This is a genomic window from Nitrosospira sp. NpAV (assembly GCF_000832065.1).
Taxonomy (GTDB): Bacteria; Pseudomonadota; Gammaproteobacteria; order Burkholderiales; family Nitrosomonadaceae; genus Nitrosospira.
Genome location: NZ_JXQM01000019.1, coordinates 38,506 through 55,280, shown reverse-complemented (window position 1 = coordinate 55,280; position 16,775 = coordinate 38,506). Strand labels below are relative to the sequence as shown.

The 16,775-nt window shown below is 55.9% G+C and carries 17 protein-coding genes; 9 read left to right on the top strand and 8 right to left on the bottom strand.

Annotated features, from left to right (window positions below):
- The first annotated feature begins 48 nt into the window (after nt 1-48).
- Genes SQ11_RS16500 through SQ11_RS11350 form a run of 5 tightly spaced genes read left to right on the top strand, consistent with a single transcriptional unit; the run spans nt 49 to nt 3,165 of the window.
- On the top strand, nt 49-1,044 hold the full coding sequence (locus SQ11_RS16500) for a YdaU family protein (RefSeq protein ID WP_052494194.1): 996 nt from the start codon (nt 49-51) through the stop codon (nt 1,042-1,044).
- Nucleotides 1,031-1,774, top strand: coding sequence for a DUF6475 domain-containing protein (locus tag SQ11_RS11365; RefSeq protein WP_198140858.1), 744 nt, complete (start codon nt 1,031-1,033; stop codon nt 1,772-1,774). Before SQ11_RS16500 ends, SQ11_RS11365 begins: the two co-directional genes overlap by 14 nt.
- Before the next feature lie 19 nt (nt 1,775-1,793).
- Nucleotides 1,794-2,414 (top strand): hypothetical protein, encoded by a 621-nt coding sequence (locus SQ11_RS11360; RefSeq protein WP_041514292.1) that lies wholly within the window; start codon nt 1,794-1,796, stop codon nt 2,412-2,414.
- Nucleotides 2,408-2,644, top strand: coding sequence for a hypothetical protein (locus SQ11_RS11355; protein ID WP_041514291.1), 237 nt, complete (start codon nt 2,408-2,410; stop codon nt 2,642-2,644). The genes SQ11_RS11360 and SQ11_RS11355 overlap by 7 nt, the downstream gene beginning before the upstream one ends.
- Entirely contained in the window at nt 2,641-3,165 is a 525-nt protein-coding gene (locus SQ11_RS11350; protein ID WP_041514290.1) for a hypothetical protein, read from the top strand. The genes SQ11_RS11355 and SQ11_RS11350 overlap by 4 nt, the downstream gene beginning before the upstream one ends.
- A gap of 25 nt (nt 3,166-3,190) precedes the next feature.
- Here SQ11_RS11350 and SQ11_RS11345 read toward each other — a convergent pair whose 3' ends face one another.
- Complete coding sequence (locus tag SQ11_RS11345) at nt 3,191-3,793, bottom strand: DUF4142 domain-containing protein (protein ID WP_052494193.1); 603 nt, start codon at nt 3,791-3,793, stop codon at nt 3,191-3,193.
- Nucleotides 3,794-4,134: 341 nt separating this feature from the next.
- Here SQ11_RS11345 and SQ11_RS11340 point away from each other — a divergent pair, with 341 nt between their 5' ends.
- Together SQ11_RS11340 and SQ11_RS11335 are read left to right on the top strand one after the other, a co-directional pair.
- Nucleotides 4,135-4,533 carry an SgcJ/EcaC family oxidoreductase gene (locus tag SQ11_RS11340; protein WP_041514289.1) on the top strand — a complete coding sequence of 133 codons (399 nt, stop codon included), beginning with the start codon at nt 4,135-4,137 and terminating at the stop codon, nt 4,531-4,533.
- Between the two features lie 172 nt (nt 4,534-4,705).
- Nucleotides 4,706-5,020 (top strand): nuclear transport factor 2 family protein, encoded by a 315-nt coding sequence (locus tag SQ11_RS11335; protein ID WP_198140857.1) that lies wholly within the window; start codon nt 4,706-4,708, stop codon nt 5,018-5,020.
- Between the two features lie 159 nt (nt 5,021-5,179).
- Here the strand turns inward: SQ11_RS11335 and SQ11_RS11330 are convergent, their stop codons facing one another.
- From SQ11_RS11330 to SQ11_RS11300, 7 genes are all read right to left on the bottom strand, one after another.
- On the bottom strand, nt 5,180-5,722 hold the full coding sequence (locus SQ11_RS11330; protein WP_084226831.1) for an SRPBCC family protein: 543 nt from the start codon (nt 5,720-5,722) through the stop codon (nt 5,180-5,182).
- Between the two features lie 341 nt (nt 5,723-6,063).
- The gene (locus SQ11_RS11325; protein ID WP_041514288.1) at nt 6,064-6,990 is read right to left on the bottom strand and encodes a cation diffusion facilitator family transporter; all 927 of its coding nucleotides are present in this window, start codon (nt 6,988-6,990) and stop codon (nt 6,064-6,066) included.
- Nucleotides 6,991-7,291: 301 nt separating this feature from the next.
- Nucleotides 7,292-8,005 carry an endonuclease/exonuclease/phosphatase family protein gene (locus SQ11_RS11320; RefSeq protein ID WP_041514287.1) on the bottom strand — a complete coding sequence of 238 codons (714 nt, stop codon included), beginning with the start codon at nt 8,003-8,005 and terminating at the stop codon, nt 7,292-7,294.
- Nucleotides 7,986-8,462, bottom strand: a complete 477-nt coding sequence (locus tag SQ11_RS11315; RefSeq protein WP_041514286.1) for a CYTH domain-containing protein — start codon at nt 8,460-8,462, stop codon at nt 7,986-7,988. Before SQ11_RS11315 ends, SQ11_RS11320 begins: the two co-directional genes overlap by 20 nt.
- Nucleotides 8,455-9,180, bottom strand: a complete 726-nt coding sequence (locus tag SQ11_RS11310; RefSeq protein ID WP_041514285.1) for a hypothetical protein — start codon at nt 9,178-9,180, stop codon at nt 8,455-8,457. Before SQ11_RS11310 ends, SQ11_RS11315 begins: the two co-directional genes overlap by 8 nt.
- 53 nt (nt 9,181-9,233) lie before the next feature.
- Complete coding sequence (locus SQ11_RS11305; RefSeq protein WP_232297982.1) at nt 9,234-11,417, bottom strand: VTT domain-containing protein; 2,184 nt, start codon at nt 11,415-11,417, stop codon at nt 9,234-9,236.
- Nucleotides 11,414-11,752 carry a hypothetical protein gene (locus SQ11_RS11300; protein WP_156972478.1) on the bottom strand — a complete coding sequence of 113 codons (339 nt, stop codon included), beginning with the start codon at nt 11,750-11,752 and terminating at the stop codon, nt 11,414-11,416. The genes SQ11_RS11305 and SQ11_RS11300 overlap by 4 nt, the downstream gene beginning before the upstream one ends.
- A gap of 214 nt (nt 11,753-11,966) precedes the next feature.
- On the opposite strand from SQ11_RS11300, the gene glgP reads away from it, so the two are divergent.
- Nucleotides 11,967-14,516: an alpha-glucan family phosphorylase gene (glgP, locus tag SQ11_RS11295; RefSeq protein ID WP_041514283.1), complete on the top strand. Its 2,550-nt coding sequence runs from the start codon at nt 11,967-11,969 to the stop codon at nt 14,514-14,516.
- 172 nt (nt 14,517-14,688) lie between these two features.
- On the top strand, nt 14,689-16,767 hold the full coding sequence (locus tag SQ11_RS11290) for a M64 family metallopeptidase (protein WP_041514282.1): 2,079 nt from the start codon (nt 14,689-14,691) through the stop codon (nt 16,765-16,767).
- Nucleotides 16,768-16,775 lie beyond the last annotated feature (8 nt).

The following is a 16,775-nucleotide window of genomic DNA, read 5'->3' as shown; positions in this document are numbered from 1 at the left end:
TTTAGGCCCCTTAAAGCTAAAAGAAATGAAGCAAACAAGGCTATTCCAGTGAATTACTACGAACGCTATTGCGGCGATTATCAACGCGACACCGCGCATCTATCCCTGGCTGAACACGGTGCCTATACGATGCTGCTGGATACTTATTTCAGTGTGGAAAAACCGTTGCCTAAAGAGCTGCCCGGACTCTATAGAGTTTGCAGAGCCATGACGCGGGTGGAACAGCAAGCCGTAAAGGCGGTGGCGGAGCAATTTTTTCCTGTTTCTGAAATTGACGGGTTGCGCCACAACGCCCGCGCAGACCGGGAGATCGCCAAAGCCCGGCCAAAAATTGAAGCAGCAAGAATCAACGGCAGGAAGGGCGGGCGTCCCCTCAAGGAGAAAGAAGCCGAAAAAGAAAATGGCTACGGCATCCCGCAAAAACCCACTGGGTTATCCGGCGCTTTCGAAAATAGAGGTGCTGAAATAACCCCCGAGGCTGCCCGGAGGGAACCCGCCGGCAAAGCTCTCCAGCACCAGCACCAGCGCCAGCGCCAGCACCAGTGCCAGTTTCATGAAGACCGGGAAGACGCTCATATACATATTTGTGCCGCGGATAAAGAATTATCCGCATGCGATCCGCTGCCTGCCTCCGAGTCTATCGCCCCAACACGCCATGAAAACGGCTCCGCAATTACGGTTCCACCGGGCACGGCGGGTGCGTGCTGTAAAAGCATGACCCGGCATGGCGTGCAGGCTTGTAATCCGCATCATCCGACACTGCTGGCGTTATTGCAGGCGGGAGCGGTTGAAGAGGAATTCGTGCAGGCGGCAAGAAGCGCCGCTGCCAAGGGGAAGGCCAATTTTGCCTATGTTATCGGCACGGTGAAACGGCAGCGCGAAGAGGCGGCGAAGCTGATTCTGCATAAGGGCAGGATGCCTAACAGGCAGGAATTGCTTGAAGCATCCAATAAGGCCGCAACCGAAGGGTGGCTGCCGCCGGAATTAAGGGGTTCCGCATCGGAGGAGCAACAATTAGGGGAAATTCATCATGCAAACCGATGATTTCCAGAAATTCCACGACGGAATCATCGGTGTAATGGGTTTCTATGGCCGAAGCGTGTCGAGGTTTGCATTGGATGTGTGGTGGATGGCGCTCAAGGGGCATGATCTCGGCGCTATCGTGGATGCTTTCAATCGTCACCTCGCTAATCCGGATGCGGGGCAGTTCCCACCCAAACCTGCCGATATCATCCGCATGTTGCAGGGTTCGACGCAGGATGCCGCATTGCGAGCCTGGGCCAAGGTCGACCAGGCAGTGCGCCACATTGGAACCTACTGCGATGTGGTATTCGACGATGCGCTGATTCATCGCGTGATACAGGACATGGGTGGCTGGATCGCGCTGGGAAGCAAAGGCGAGGATGAATGGCCCTTCGTGGCGAAGGAATTCGAGAATCGCTATCGCGGGTTCCGCTCGCGCAACGAATACCCCGAATATCCAGCCAGCCTGACCGGCCTTGTGACGGCGCATAACAATCTGAAAGGTTTCAGGACTGATCCGCCGGTGTTGATCGGGAGTGAGCAACTGGCCAGACAGGTGCTATCCGGGGGCGTGGACAAGCCCGCACTCGGGTTCACACGTATGCGCAATAATCCCCCAGGAAACGGTGGACGTGTAGCTGCAACGGGGGACTCATCAATGCCGGTAAGCCATATAAGCGATGCAAAAGAGAATAATGTATCTAATTACGGTGAAAAATCATATAAAAGCATTGAACATCATCGAAAATAAGAGAAAAGGAAATGAAGTAATGAAATATTCGATCAGCCAAGTGAAGGGACCGGGATTAAAAGTCAGATTGGCAGTAATGGCGGGAATCGTTTTGCTTGCTCATAGCGAGACACGGGCGGAAGGCCAGGCTGGCCTCGGGATCGATCTCGGGCACGGCACCCAGGCAGCCTCGCAGGCCGCGGCGGCTGCCGGCGCATTGTCGAACTCGCAACAAGTCCAGACCCAAACTTCCGTTACCACGGCAACAGGAGGGCAGGGCGGGTCCGCCTACAACACTGGAAACAGCCAGACCATGAATATGGGCGTGCATGGTGTACGCAACAATCCGAATATCGGCCTCGGCCTCATGGTGCCTACCGCGCCGTGCCGCGATACCTATTCATTGGGTGGTTCCGCCGCCGGCGTCGGTGGCGGCGTGGCCTGGTCGAAGGCCGACCGCGAATGCCGCTGGCAGGATATCGGTGCCGCGTTTATCCGGGCAGGGTTTATCGAGGATGGGCTCGCCATGTGGTGCGCGATCGAGGGCGTGGAGGATATCGCGCCGACCTGCAAGCGATTGAAAGCCGCAAAACAGATAGTGCGGGATTCCGCAGAGGCATCTGACGACGTATCCAACCGGGAGGAGTGGCAAGGATGGTGAAAGCGACGATGCATAAGCCCGGCATAGGCTGCACTAAATCACCGGGTCTTGAACGCTGGGAGTACGGAAACCCCGAACATGTTGCCGCTCGCAGGCAAGCGGAGTCATGCCGCGGTTGCCGGCATGAAGAAACAATTCATCTGATTTCACAATCCGTCACGTATTGCGGAAAAGGCCGCAAACACGGCAAGCGTTGCCTGTCATATCAACTCAAGGAGCACGACAAATGAAATTCAGCAGCCCGGAACATGCCCTGAAATGGGCCTATGAGACAATCAGCAGGCCTATCGTCAAGATATCGTCCGTCAACGACATGCGCGAAGCCAGCAGGGCAGGGGGTATAGCGGGGAATGGCGAACTGACGGTGCATGACCGGCACGCCCAGGCGGCGCTGATACTCAGTTTGTGCGAACGCGTATTGCCTACGTTGCACATGGCCTACGTGCGGGTCCAGTTCGGCAGGGAAGCCAGCGGGTTCGAGTTGCTGACGCATCATCTGGCAGCCAACTTCGGCACCGGATTACACAGCCGCCGAAGCATCGAGCAGATCATCCGCGCATACTGCGGCGAGAAAATAGGACTGCGCGAGATACGGAAATCCATGTCGTGCGGCATGCTCAAGGCGGTGTCCTATCGCAACCAGGCTTATGACACGCTGGATGTCATCCATGCCCAGGCGATAGATAAGTTAGGGATGGAAATGGAGAATCGCGGGCTATTGCGAAGCGGTTCTTCGAGCCTGGTTTCTTAAAGGCAACGGGGATAAGTTGACGAAGTTATAGCATCAGCTCGGCCAGGACCCCATTCCGCGCGAGGGGTCTGGCGGGAATCTGGCTTTTCCGGTCTGGTTGGCGGTCTGGCTTACCCAGTGATTCCTGGATCTGCTGGGCATCGTCAAGATGCAGAGAGAAAGGGGCAAACAGCTTATATAGCAGAACCTTCAGTTCCTGATGGCTGGCGTTGGGCATCAGCCGGTTGTCAATTGTGTCGAGCACGTGCTGATAAAGGACGACTTTCTGATCAATGTAAGCTTTATCGAATTCCTGTCCGCGCAGCGCCTGCAACCTGGCGAGATCTATTGCGCCGTCGGCTCTGAGACCTTGGCTGATCGGATTATCCTGAAGTTCCACCTTGAGTTTCGTCACCAATTCAATGGCTGACTGGCTGACCTCCGTGTGTTCACCCACCATCCGTTCCGCGTAGGCTTTGATTTCTTCATTGGATGATTTGGATTGTGCCAGCCTGCCGGCCTCGATCGCAATGCCGCTGGCGGTAATCACAACGTCCGCGATATGCGAATCGTGGATATCACGCATTTCCGCAAAGGCTGAGCATACCGGAGCCATTAGCCCGGCCAACAAAATGATCAGGTTTTTCATGCAAAATCTCCTAATAGTTGCACGATGAGTTTGCCTCGCTGTTCCATATTGGTGTTGGTTTGAGATGGCGTAGTTTAGATAAAGCTCCTCCGTTGAGCAACCCCTCGTGATCATAGGGAATCTCTTGATAGCTTCCATGGATTATATCTCTGGCAAAAACAGGAAGCCCAAAAGGCGCCGCTGATAAAAGAAAGACCGCGGGGCGTGCATGATCTTGGGACGGTGCGGGAGCGCTATAGGTATACTTGACACTGGCTTTCGAGGCTGAGAACGACAAGCCACGCTGAGTTGAATAATCATCCGCTCCGCTTCCGCAGGCAGGCTCCTACAAAAAGGCATATATGCAAGACGATGAACGAGAAATCCGGCAGCTGGTTTCCACCTGGATGGCCGCAAGCAAAGCGGGTGACATCGAGACGGTTTTATCATTGATGGCGGATGATGTGGTCTTTCTCGTGCCAGGCCAACCTGTCATGCGCAAAGCTGACTTCGCTGTTGCGGCACGCGCTCAATCAGGCCCGGAGGCTCCGCAATTCGACGGCGCAAGCGAGATTCAAGAGATCAAAATTCTCGGGGACTGGGCTTTCATGTGGGCCAAGCTCACCGTTGTCGTGACTCCTCCCAGCGGCGCTCAATCCGTGACGCGCGCAGGGCATACATTGTCCATCCTCAAGAAACAAAGTGGAAAATGGGTGCTGGCCCGTGATGCCAACATGCTGGCTCCGGTACCCAATAAATGATGCCCACCAGCCCGCGCCCGCTGTATTTTTTGCCATTACGCTGGAAGCATGCCGCTGGTGTTGGCATCTCAAGCATTCAATGGTGACAAAAGACAACCCATCGCCGGCCGTTCGCGGCAAACATTGACGCCATATTCGACCCATTACAGTTCCAGCGCCGCAGGAGGATCTTATGAGCCCGAACAAAATGACCGTACAGAAGTATATGGATAGCTTTAATAAGAGCGATCATGAGCAAATTCTGTCCTGCCTGACTGAAGATATCGAGTGGTTTATGCCGAGCGCATTTCATCTGAAAGGGAAAGACGCCTTTGACAAAGAAATTGAGAATGATGCATTTACCGGCAGTCCCACCATAAGGATCACACGCATGACGGAAGAAAACAATGTTGTGATCGCGGAAGGTACGGTTCGGGCCGCGCGCAAAGGCGGGGGCTTACTTAATGCGATGTTTGTGATGTTTTTGAAATGGAGAACACCAGGATAAAACGCTTGATTACTTATCTGGCTGAACTCAAAGATCAGGCGTCCGGCAGCAATGACAGCGGCGTCTAACAATTCACTCAAGCCGAAGCCGCTTTGCGGCCCGGCTTAATCCGGGCTTTAGCGGTCTCGCTATTCCCCCAGGCAGCATTATTTTGAAGCGTTAGTGTTGAGAAACCGCACCACGCCATGCTCCGGTTTCGCTCATGCGCTCCTCAAGGAATTTCTTGAAATCCTCCAGATTTCCCCGGGTTTCTATTTCCACCGCACCTACCGCGTCTCCCACCTTTTCGATGAAGCCTTTAGGTGCGTAGTCTATTTGCAGCATGATCCGGGTTATTGAATCGGAAATCTTATGGAAAGTGACGACACCGGCGTTTTGAGCTCCGCTTGTGCTGTGCCAGGCAATTCGCTTGTCAGGAATTTGTTCGGTAATTTCCGCATCCCATTCTTCCTCTTTGCCCGCTACCTCGGCACGCCAGTGCAAATGGGTATCGTCAAGCTGCCTTATTTCACGCACCCCTTTCATGAACTTGGGGAAATCCTCGAACTGGGTCCACTGGTTGTATGCGACGTTGACGGGCACATTCACTTCAATGGATTCTTCTATCGTCGTTTCCTCCGGTTTGCGTGATTTCCTGAGTTGTTTTGATAACATTACACCGCCGGCGGTAAGCGCCGCGATCGCTAGAATTTTAGCTAACATTTTGATCTCCTTGAAATTAGGCTGCTTCAAGACAATAGCAACTTATGGAAAAGCTTCGCCCGCTTAGCACGCTTAAGGCATGGAATGACCTCATTGGCTGTGTATGAATAATGTGCTTTCGGATGGGGACGATCTGTGCGGTGTTCAACTTAACGCATCATCAGGTAACTCGCACTGGCATCTCCGGATGCAAATCGATCCGGAAAAGGATGCCGGGACGTGCTTCGGATCCGGCCGAAGCCAAGATCATAGCGACGGTGAAGAGGCTTAAATTGACTCTATGTTCTCCTACAAAATCGTTGCGGAAGCGCTGGCTGCTCCAGGCCTGGAAGCGAGAAAACTCAAATCACATGATCCGATTCGAGCGCACATGGAATGTGCTCGTGTATTTCGATCTGGATTGTCGCGTGGCCAATTTTGAAACGCTCCTGGAGTTCATGCGCGAGCTGTGCCAGAAATTCATCGCCCGGATGGCCCCCTGGCATCAGACAATGGCAGGTAAGCACTGTCTCCGTGGTGCTCATCGACCAGATGTGCAAATCATGGATCGCTGTCACGCCGGGCTGTCTCCTGAGAAAAGCGCTGACCTCATCCAGTTTGAGTCCAGCCGGGACTGCATCGAGCGACATGCCTACTGAATCACGCAATAAACCCCATGTTCCCGCCAGAATAATAGCGGCGATGACAAGGCTTGCAACGGGATCAAGCCATGTCCAGCCCGAGAACAACATTACGCCGCCTGTTATCACTACGCCTAGTGAAACTAGTGCGTCGTAGACCATGTGCAGGAAGGCGCCCCGCAAATTAATGTCATCCTTGCTTCCGGGGGCAAGCAGCCACGCTGTCACGCCATTGACAACGATACCTGCCGCGGCGACGATGATGACGGTGACGCTTGCGATTTCACCCGGTGCCGACAGGCGCCGTATGCCTTCAATTGTAATCGCGCCGACTGCTGCAAGGAGCAGCATCGCATTAACAAGCGCAGCTAGAATCGTGGCGCGCCGCAAGCCATAGGTGTAATTTTGAGAAGGCGCGCGCCGTGCCAATACTATGGCAATCCACGCTATCACCAGTCCCAGCACATCGCCGAGATTGTGTCCCGCATCGGCTATCAAGGCCATGGAGTTGGCCAATAGACCATAAATCGCTTCAACGACGACGAAACCAAGATTGAGGGCGATGCCGGCAGCAAAAGCAGCTGTCAAATTCCTGGGTGCATGCGGCTGCGTATGGCTATGAGGATGGAGATGGTCATGCTGGGTCACGGTTTTTCCTCATGTCCGGATCTTCGTTGGTTTCGTCTGCGCCGCAGCTGCGCCATGTCTGAATCGGCGAACACTTTGCTTTCCGCAACCAGGACCGTGAACTTTAAGCATGATAGTTGTAGACACACCGAATCGTGGCATGTTTCCATGATTGCCAGGCAAAATCTCGAATTTCTTCTGTTCGTTTTATCCCCAAAACCGGGGGACGGCGCTGCATGCCCAGGGAACTCCCGATCGAGAAAGGGGCCATGTGACGCACAGGAAGATAAGGAACAAACAAAAGAGCCTTGGCGCGTACCTCTTACATTTCGATAACGCCTTTCAAGGGCAGGTGGTCGGATGCCACGCGTGCGAGATGGGTGGCATGAACCTCCACCTTGGCGAGGCGCTTGCGCGGGTGCACCCAGAGGCGATCGAGCGCCATGAAAGGCCAGCGCGCGGGGAAGGTTGCGCAGTGGGGAGGGCGCTTGAAGTGCGCGTGCAGCCAGCGCAGGGGCCTTCCCCACAGGAACCATTCGTTCAGATCGCCCATCAGGACATAAACATTCGCTGAACCAATGTGGAAAAGCTTAAGCAGCTCGCGGACCTGCTGGCGGCGCTCCCAGGGCATAAGCCCTAGATGGGTCGCCACTACCTGCACGCGCCGTCCTTTCCCATCAAGAGTGATATCGAGCGCCCCGCGTGCTTCGTGTCCGGGCAAGGTCAGGTCGACCCGGTTTACCGTCAGGATGGGAAGTCTTGTTAAAATGGCGTTCCCGTAATGCCGTGTTCTGCGCAATAGCGTAGGCCCGGCAATAGCTGTCAACCCGGTTTTCGCGGCCAGATAATCGAGCAGATCGCGGCCCTCAACCTCATGGTGCTCCACTTCCTGCAGCGCCACGACATCCGCATTCAGTTCCTTCAACACTTGCACGGTACGTTCCGGCTCAAAGCGGCCGTCGGCGCCGACGCAAGCATGAATGTTGTAGGTGGCAAGCGTCAGTTTCTCCATTTCATCAGGTTTTCCACTTTGCATAGGGGTGGTTCACCAGGTTGGCGTTATAGTAGCGGGGGTCGTCCGTCACTTCCTCGCCCGCCCAGGGGGGTTTATCAAATACCTGCTGCGCGTCTTTCAGTTCGACCTCCGCTACTATCAGACCCGCGTTGTCACCATAAAATTCATCCACCTCCCATACGAGCCCGCCGTACCCGACGCGGTACCTGCGCTTTTCGATCAAGGGCCGCAGGCACAAACCGTCGAGCATCTGCTTGGCGTGGGCAACAGGGATCGGGTATTCGTATTCGGCGCGGGAAGCACCTTCGGTGATACCCTTGATGGTGAGGTAAGCGGCATCTCCCGCAATACGCACGCGCACCGTGCGATATTTGTCGATACTCAGGTAGCCCTGACGAATCTCGCTGTGTATCGCATTACCCCAACTGGCTGGGTTTTTATCTCCAACAAGGAATTTGCGCTCAATCTCCTTACTCATAGTTTTCCGCATCCGGCAACGGCCGAATTCCCAGGACACGGGAGATAGCCAGCGGATAGGCGACGTTTTCAAACTGCTCCAGTCCCAAGGCGGAGCGCACCGCAAGCACCTGCTCCGCGCACTGGGATTCTATCGCGATAGATTCGATAGCCGCGCCGTTGACCAGTATCCGATCTACCTCCACCGGGCAATCCTGCAAGGTGAAACGGGAGCGGCGCTTCAACAGGTTGGCGCGATAAAGACGGGGGCCGCATAGGTTGTTTTGGGCGATATGATGAAGAAATTCTTTTTCGGTGACTACCGCAGTCAATGAGCCGGGTAAAGGAGCGCTTCGCTCCAGCGCGGCAACGGGAAACAGTTTGTCTGGAATGGCTTCGCGTTCGATGGGGAATTCCAATGATCCCGTGGGTTTCCAGCGTTCCAATCCATTGACGCGATCAATCAGGCGTTTGAATTCCAGCTTGCCGGCGCGAATCTTGACATTGCGGTCGCCGTTTTCGTCGCTGAGAATGTAGATTTCCCTGCTTTCAACGATCGATTCGCAGGGGGCCACTTTGCGAATGCGTTGTTCAAGCGGGTTGAAATCGTGCCCGAAAATTCGGAATTCGAATCGCGGCACGATGCCGTTTGCCGCAGCCAGCCGGAAAACAGGGGCATCAAGCCGGACGTCCGCCGCGCCGTGCATGTCCCTGGGCATATCCATTATTTGTGCGATCATTTCAGCCTCCCTTTTTTTCTGTAGGTAGTAAAAATCGTTCAATCAAACGCGGTTCAATCGGTCTGAGCCCTTAGCCGGGTGTTTCGCCGCCGCTCCTCCCATCGCCAGAACGACCATCCGCTGACGACAATGGCAGCGATAACCGCAGCCAATAAAGCGAATGCCGGCAAGTCAGGTTTCTGGATGGTGGCGGCGAGCCGGTCCGTAAATAGCGACATGCCTACGATTCCAGGGAGCAGCCCGATGGCGCTGCCGAAGGCAAAATCGCGAAAGCGGATGTGGGATGCGCCCGCGATCAGGTTGATGATCGTGAATGGCGCGACCGGGATGACCCGCACGAAAATGATGGTCAGTAATCCGCGGCGGGCCAACCGCCTGTTCAATTCGCCAATCTTTTTGCCGGCAAGCCGCCTTACCATGTCGCGGCCCAGTAAATGACCGAGTCCGTACGTTAATATCGCGCTCAATAAGGCGCCGAGGAGCGAATACAGAAACCCCTGCCAGGGTCCAAACACCAGTACGCAGACAATGATAAGTACGGTCAGGGGAAACGCGATAAGTCCACCGATAAGAAAAACACCCAACGTAAGCAAGGGCGCTCCCGGTGTTTGCTCGAAACCGGCGGCGAACGCGGCCAATGTATTGACATTCACCCATTCCCGCAGGGGTGACCAATGCCACGCGGCGGTCAGCCCCAGGATGGCGGCAAGTATCGATACGATCAGCGCGATATGATGCCGGGCTGGCTCGCGTTGCTCATGCGGAACAACTTCCGTTAGTAAACGTTCCGTGTCGAGAGGCTTATCGGAATCGACGATCTGTGTATCAGGAATCAATGCGTCCATATCGGGCGTCACGCGGAACGTCAACGGAACCAGGGTACGTCCCGAACCGCTAAGCGCTTCGATCGTGCGGATAAGCGAGCCGTCGCGCGCCAGATGCGCCTCGATCACGCCGGGTTCGACGCCCAGATGTTCGCCCAGCAGGCGATTGCGAAAGGTTTCGATTGCGTGCTGGACGCGCGCATCGCCGGCCGCCTCCAGCACGAGATCGCACTCGGTATCCAGGCCCATCGAGCGATTATTGAGATTGGCGGAGCCGACGCGGACCAGTTCATTATCGACGATGATCATTTTTGAGTGCACATTCACGCACTCCCCATCCAGACCCGGCACATGGGGGCAATACAGGCGCAAGCGGTGGTGATGATCTGCTTGTTGCAGTTGCTTGAACAAACGTTCGCGCAGGACGTCCATGGTGTTTTGCGATAGCCAGCCATCGGTGTGCTCCGGCAGCAGCGCGACGACTTCAGGTCCGTCGTATTCGCTGAGCCGTTTTGCAAGGGCGGCACCGATTTTCTGGGCCGTGAGATATTGCGCTTCAATGTAGATGGTATCCCGGGCTGCGGCGATTGCATCCAGCAGGAGTTGTTCCACCTCGCGTACCTCCACTTGATCGCCATACCGGGGAACGGTGCGTGCAATGGCCACTGAAGTGTTTTCGAGATCCGGTGCCAGGTAATCCGGCCAGTAGCCAGATTCGCTGGAATGGGAGCGAATAGGTGGGGCCGGGGCCTGTGGAGGTGCCAATTTTTCGCCGGTTGCGCGATGCCAGCGCTCGCGCGCGAGTTCGCCCAGCGCGGCCGCGGCCGCGCCGCTGATCATCATCTGAATGTCGTGATAGGGTTGCGGAATCGGGTCCGTTTCCACGTCGCACCGCCGGGAATCGCACGGCCGGTGTTCGGATGTATCCCAGCGGCCACGAGTCAGGTCCAATCCCCCGGCAAATGCCACACGGTCATCGACCACGACTATTTTCTGATGGTGGCACGCTCCGGCGGGATGCTGGTCATCCAGGTGGAAATGCAGCCGTGAATGGGCTTTCCATTCCTCTTTATAGAGCGGCATCCACTCCCGGGATGGAGCGAAAAGCATGATGAAGTCCCAATCCAGGACGTGAATATGAAGTTGATCATTGCGTTTGATCAGGCTATTGAGAAAATCACCCAGATTCACCGGCAGACCGTCGGATTCATGCTCCGCTTTTTGCTCCTTGATCAGCTCCACCCGGCTGTCAATATCCCAGCCGATGATCAACAGCGAATGTTGTGCCTGTTTCGCCGTTTCCCGGAAGGCACGAAAGAAATCCGCTCCATCAATGAGAAAGGCGATCCGGTCGGCGTGTTCTGTCCGCCAGCAGTTCTTGCCCGGTTTAAGGATGGGAGTTGCCTTCATCATACTTCGGAATTCGCGGCGGGATGCGTGATGACCACTTTCGGCGGACTGACGACACGTATCTCCGTCTGAGCGGTGGTCAGCTTGCTGGCGAGCGCGTCAAATTCCTCCAAGCCGTTAATCGTTGCAATCTTTACCAGGAGTTCCGGACCGCCGGACACATCGATAGCCTCCAGCTCAGCCGGGGGCGCGTGAGGATGAAGTCTGTGAAACAAGGCGTGGTTATAGTTGAGCGGCAGGATAATTTCTATTTGCTCGGCCTGATCAAGCAACGCTGGCACGGATACAACCGTCTCACGGCCATGCCAGGTTAATTTGATCAATGGTTCTTTTTCCATTATCGGTTCCTGATTCATTCATCGCCGGGAATAAAGATGGGCTGTATATTCGCCATTGCGCTTACTATGGGCCGCTTTGCACCAGGCTTCCGTTCGCTTCCGAACATATAATCCCTTATGTGTTTGTTCAGGGAGCCCTTGACTGAGACCAGGCAATTGGTGAACATATCCGGATGCGGGAGATTCCATCCGGAACGTAGGGGAGGATCAAGAGTTGGCTGACCAGACATCAGATCGCAAACCGCTTTACCGGCTGCAATCCACGAGGGATATCGAGGGGTACGATGCGCTGGCGGAGCTGGCCCTGGATATGCAGACATCGTGGGATCACAGCGCGGACCACCTTTGGGCGCAGATGGACCCGGCGCTATGGGAGCTGACACATAATCCATGGGTAGTCCTACAGACGGTCTCACGGGAAAAACTCCAGCAAGATTTCGCCAACCCCGTCTTTTGCAAGGACATCGCTGACCTGGCGCGGGACAGGGCCGCAGCGGCCGAAGCATCCACCTGGTTCCAGAAAACACATCCGAAATCCCCCCTGCGTTGCGTTGCGTATTTCTGCATGGAATTCATGCTGAGCGAAGCGCTGCCCATTTATTCCGGCGGGCTGGGCAACGTGGCCGGTGACCAGCTCAAAGCCGCCAGCGAACTGGGTGTGCCGGTGATCGGCGTGGGGTTGCTATACCAGCAGGGTTATTTTCGCCAGGTAATCGATAAGGACGGCGCCCAGCTGGCGCTCTTTCCCTACAACGACCCTGGCCAATTGCCTATTACGCCATTACGCCGCCCGAATGGGGAATGGTTGCGGCTGGAGTTCAAGCTGCCCGGCTATTCGGTGTGGCTGCGTACCTGGCAGGTTCAGGTGGGCAGGGTAAAATTGTATCTGCTGGACAGTAACGATGCCGCTAACCATCCCACTCACAGGGGGATTACCAGCGAGCTTTATGGCGGGGGATCGGAACTGCGCCTTCAGCAGGAATTGCTGCTTGGGCTCGGTGGCTGGCGGTTGCTCGCCGAGCTGGGCATCCGGCCGGAAGTTTGCCACCTGAATGAGGGACACGCCGCCTTTGCGGTGTTGGAGCGTGCCCGGAGCTGCATGGAACAAACCGGGCTTGGTTTTGAGGCTGCACTATCCATCACGCGCGCAGGCAATCTCTTCACCACGCACACGGCAGTTGCCGCCGGGTTTGACTGTTTCGCTCCAGACCTGATAGAGCAATACCTTGCTGATTATGCCAAGACCAAGCTCGGCATCACATGCCATGATCTGCTGGCGCTGGGCCGCCGCAATCCGAACGATTCTTCGGAGCCGTTCAACATGGCTTATCTGGCGATTCACGGGAGCGGGTCGATAAATGGCGTGAGCCGCTTGCACGGAAAGGTGAGCAGGCATCTTCTTGGTTCGCTCTTTCCACGCTGGCCGACAGATGAAGTGCCCGTGGGACACGTGACCAACGGCGTGCATGTGCCGACCTGGGATTCGCCGGCCGCATCCAGTTTTTGGACCGAGGCCTGTGGAGAAAATCGCTGGGCGGGAACGACTGAAATACTGGAGCAAAAGATTCTCTGTGTATCAGACGTGGATCTCTGGCGATTCCGCAGCGCCGCGAGCAAGTCGCTTGTCGAGTTTGTCCGGCAACGGTTGTCCCGGCAATTGGCCATGTCGGGAGCACTGTCCGATGCGGTTGAGGCCGCGAATACCCTGCTTGATCCGGATGCTCTGACGCTGGGTTTTGCACGCCGTTTTGCGACCTACAAGAGACCGGATCTGCTGTTGCATGACCCTGAGCGATTGTTGTGCCTGTTGAGTAATCCACAGCGTCCGGTTCAGCTCATCATGGCGGGCAAGGCTCATCCGGCGGACGAGGCGGGGAAAGCCCTGATTCAGGAGTGGATGCGTTTTATTCAGCGTGCCGGAGCGCGCGCCTCCGTGATATTCCTGAGCGACTATGACATGCAATTGACCATGCAATTGGTGCAGGGGGTCGATGTCTGGCTCAATACGCCGCGGCGGCCATGGGAGGCAAGCGGAACCAGTGGAATGAAAGTGCTCGTCAATGGTGGCATCAACCTGTCGGTGCTGGACGGGTGGTGGGCGGAAGCCTATACGCCGGAAGTAGGATGGGCGTTGGGCGACGGCAAGGAGCACGGCGACGATCCGGCGTGGGACGCTGCCGAGGCCGAAGCTCTTTATGATCTGCTGGAAAGAGAGGTGATTCCGGAATTCTATGCCCGCGACAAACAGGGTATTCCAACCGCATGGGTCACGCGCATGCGCAATAGCATGGCGCAATTGACGCCCCGTTTTTCCGCCAATCGCGTGGTCCGCGAATATACGGAGAACCACTATCTTCCGGCTGCGGCTGCCTACCGTGACCGCAGCGCCGATAAAGGCGCGCTCGGTGTGCAGGTGTCGGATTGGCGTCAAGCGCTGGCGCAAAAATGGTCCGCCCTGCGCTTTGGCGAGATGACGGTTGAGACAGAGAGTGGGCACCACGTATTTTTGGTTCATGTCTATCTCAACGATCTCGACCCGAAAGCGGTGTGCGTCGAGTTGTATGCCGATGGTATTTTAGGAGACGCGCCCGTGCGCCAGGAGATGACGCGCCTGCATGAACTGGTCGCCGCGGCCACCGGCTATGCGTTTCATGCGCGCGTGCCCGCGGATCGCCCGGCATCGGACTATACAGCCCGGCTCATACCCCGCCACGATAGCGCGCGAGTTCCCCTGGAAGCGCGTCAGATTCTATGGCAGCGGTAATTGCTAAAAAGACCGGATGGATGGTTGTTAAAGCCGTAAAAATGTCCCCGCGATAAAAAATCCTTTCTTTTTTATTGTTTTCAGCTATGAATAAAGAGGGATCGGTCTGCATAATGACGTGCCTGCCTGCCGGTGATCCCGCTTCCTGAATTTCCGCTATAGGAGACTCGCCATGCCCGACAGCGTCACTCAAATTCTTCGCTCGGGGCCGGTTGGCGCCAAAAAGAATATTGCGGTGCTCGGCGATGGATTCGCCGAGGGCGATCAAACCGCCTATAACAACAAAGTCAAAGAGCTGCTTATCGATGGCGTGTTTGGCAACGACTACTTCTACGAGGATATGCAGGCCTTCAATATCTTCAGGGTTAACCTGATTTCCGTGGATTCGGGAGTCAGCCAGCGTGTCTATGACGAGAAGGGCACTCCAGCCGATGGCAGCGATGACACCATTGTCAGCACGACATTGCGCAATACGGCTCTCGGCTATATTTACAGCGGCTCATGGGCCCATTGCTGGCTGGAGAATGGGGCAGACACCTCGACGCGGGTGCAAGACGCGCTCAACACGTGGGCTCCCGATTATGATCTCGTGCTGATTATTCTGAACGAGAACGGTTTTGGCGGTTGCGGGGGCGGCGGTTTCCAGATTGTCACCCTGGGCTCGTCCTGGGAAGTGATGGCACACGAATTCGGTCATGGAGCAGGGGGTCTCGCCGACGAGTACTGCCAGCCCGGCACCTATGCCGGCGGCGAGCCGGGCAGCGTCAATGTTACCGCCAACACGGACCGCGCGACCTTAAAGTGGGGTCGATTCGTCAATCCTGCCACTCCCGTTCCCACCGGCATCAATCCCAATCCCGGCGCCGGCGGCTGCACCAACTACAATCAGGGAACCCGGCCTGCGGGATGGGACAGCAGCCAGGATGCCGGGTTGTTCGAGGGGGCGCAATACGTGACCAGCGGCAAATACCGCCCGGTCGAGAACTGCCGGATGCGCGGCAACTCGCCTCCCTATTGCCCGGTTTGCTACACGGAAATGAAGACCCGGCACCATGCATATACGGGGCGCAACTTCCTCACATGCCATGCCGGCGACTTCAATGGTGACGGCAAGCACGATTTACTGGTGCATAATGGCAACGGCATCATGATCTACCGCTCCGGCGGCGCGCAGCTCGATCTCGTGTTCAGCACGGTGGACAGGGTGCCGGGCTCGTGGCAATTCATGCCGAACGACCGGTTTTACATTGGCGACTTCAATGGAGACGGGAAAGATGAAGTTGTCGTCTACAACAGCACCGATTGGGTCATGGAATATCTGGGCCTGCTCGTCGACGACGGTGATAACGGCCTCAAGCTGATAGCGCGCTACGACGATTCCATGCCGGGATGGCAATTCCAGAAAGGCGATCGTTTCTATGTTGCCGATTTCGATGGTAACGGAAAAAAGGATCTTTTCGTGGTGAATGGCGCCGATTGGGCTATTCCCTATATCGGGATGCTGCGGTCGTCCGGGAGCGGCTTCACACTGGTCCAGCGCTATGACGGCTCGATGCCGGGTTGGCAGATGCGCCCCGGTGACCGCCATTATACGGGCGATTTCACGGGAGAGGGCAGGGAAGATCTCTGGGTCTTTAATGGCACCGAATGGTCAATTCCCTATCTGGGCATCCTCCGCTCGACAGGTGCCGCGCTTGCCATGCAGAAGCGCTACGATGGTTCAATGCCGGGCTGGCAAATGAGGCGCGGCGACCGCCACTACATCGCTGACTTCAACGGCGACGGAAAGAAAGACTTGTATGTATTCAATGGCGAAAACTGGTCAATCGCTTACCTCGGCATGCTGGCATCCGACGGCAGGCAACTTGCGATGGTGAAACGCTATGATGGCAACGCGCCGGGGTGGCAAATGCGCAAGGATGATCTTCATTTTGTTGGCGATATCAACGGCGACGGAAAGGAAGACCTGTTTGTTTATAATTCCAGGAACTGGTTCCGGGAATATCTGGGCACCATGGTGTCCAATGGATCAGCACTTGCTTGCGCCTGGCGGCATGATTGGGTGGGTGAATGGAACCTTGGTTCGGTAGACAGGTTCATCCCGTGTAACTATGAGGGTGTTGCCGGCAGACGGGATCTCTTCGTGCATAACACCGACTGGTTCGGGATGATCCGGGCCACTCCCGGCTTGTCGCTACAGAAGATCTATTATCAGTGGATCCACAACTACCGGCACGGCCGGAATTGGTAGGAGGATAT

What these genes read in the sequence shown, in the direction of transcription:
- SQ11_RS11345 (WP_052494193.1), bottom strand. Translation starts at nt 3,793, where the DNA reads ATGAAAAACCTGATCATTTTGTTGGCCGGGCTAATGGCTCCGGTATGC.
- SQ11_RS11320 (WP_041514287.1), bottom strand. Translation starts at nt 8,005, where the DNA reads ATGCAAAGTGGAAAACCTGATGAAATGGAGAAACTGACGCTTGCCACC.
- SQ11_RS11300 (WP_156972478.1), bottom strand. Translation starts at nt 11,752, where the DNA reads ATGGAAAAAGAACCATTGATCAAATTAACCTGGCATGGCCGTGAGACG.
- SQ11_RS11355 (WP_041514291.1), top strand. Translation starts at nt 2,408, where the DNA reads ATGGTGAAAGCGACGATGCATAAGCCCGGCATAGGCTGCACTAAATCA.
- SQ11_RS11290 (WP_041514282.1), top strand. Translation starts at nt 14,689, where the DNA reads ATGCCCGACAGCGTCACTCAAATTCTTCGCTCGGGGCCGGTTGGCGCC.
- SQ11_RS11365 (WP_198140858.1), top strand. Translation starts at nt 1,031, where the DNA reads ATGCAAACCGATGATTTCCAGAAATTCCACGACGGAATCATCGGTGTA.
- SQ11_RS11360 (WP_041514292.1), top strand. Translation starts at nt 1,794, where the DNA reads ATGAAATATTCGATCAGCCAAGTGAAGGGACCGGGATTAAAAGTCAGA.
- SQ11_RS11305 (WP_232297982.1), bottom strand. Translation starts at nt 11,417, where the DNA reads ATGATGAAGGCAACTCCCATCCTTAAACCGGGCAAGAACTGCTGGCGG.
- SQ11_RS11340 (WP_041514289.1), top strand. Translation starts at nt 4,135, where the DNA reads ATGCAAGACGATGAACGAGAAATCCGGCAGCTGGTTTCCACCTGGATG.
- SQ11_RS11310 (WP_041514285.1), bottom strand. Translation starts at nt 9,180, where the DNA reads ATGATCGCACAAATAATGGATATGCCCAGGGACATGCACGGCGCGGCG.
- SQ11_RS11335 (WP_198140857.1), top strand. Translation starts at nt 4,706, where the DNA reads ATGAGCCCGAACAAAATGACCGTACAGAAGTATATGGATAGCTTTAAT.
- SQ11_RS11330 (WP_084226831.1), bottom strand. Translation starts at nt 5,722, where the DNA reads ATGTTAGCTAAAATTCTAGCGATCGCGGCGCTTACCGCCGGCGGTGTA.
- SQ11_RS11350 (WP_041514290.1), top strand. Translation starts at nt 2,641, where the DNA reads ATGAAATTCAGCAGCCCGGAACATGCCCTGAAATGGGCCTATGAGACA.
- SQ11_RS11315 (WP_041514286.1), bottom strand. Translation starts at nt 8,462, where the DNA reads ATGAGTAAGGAGATTGAGCGCAAATTCCTTGTTGGAGATAAAAACCCA.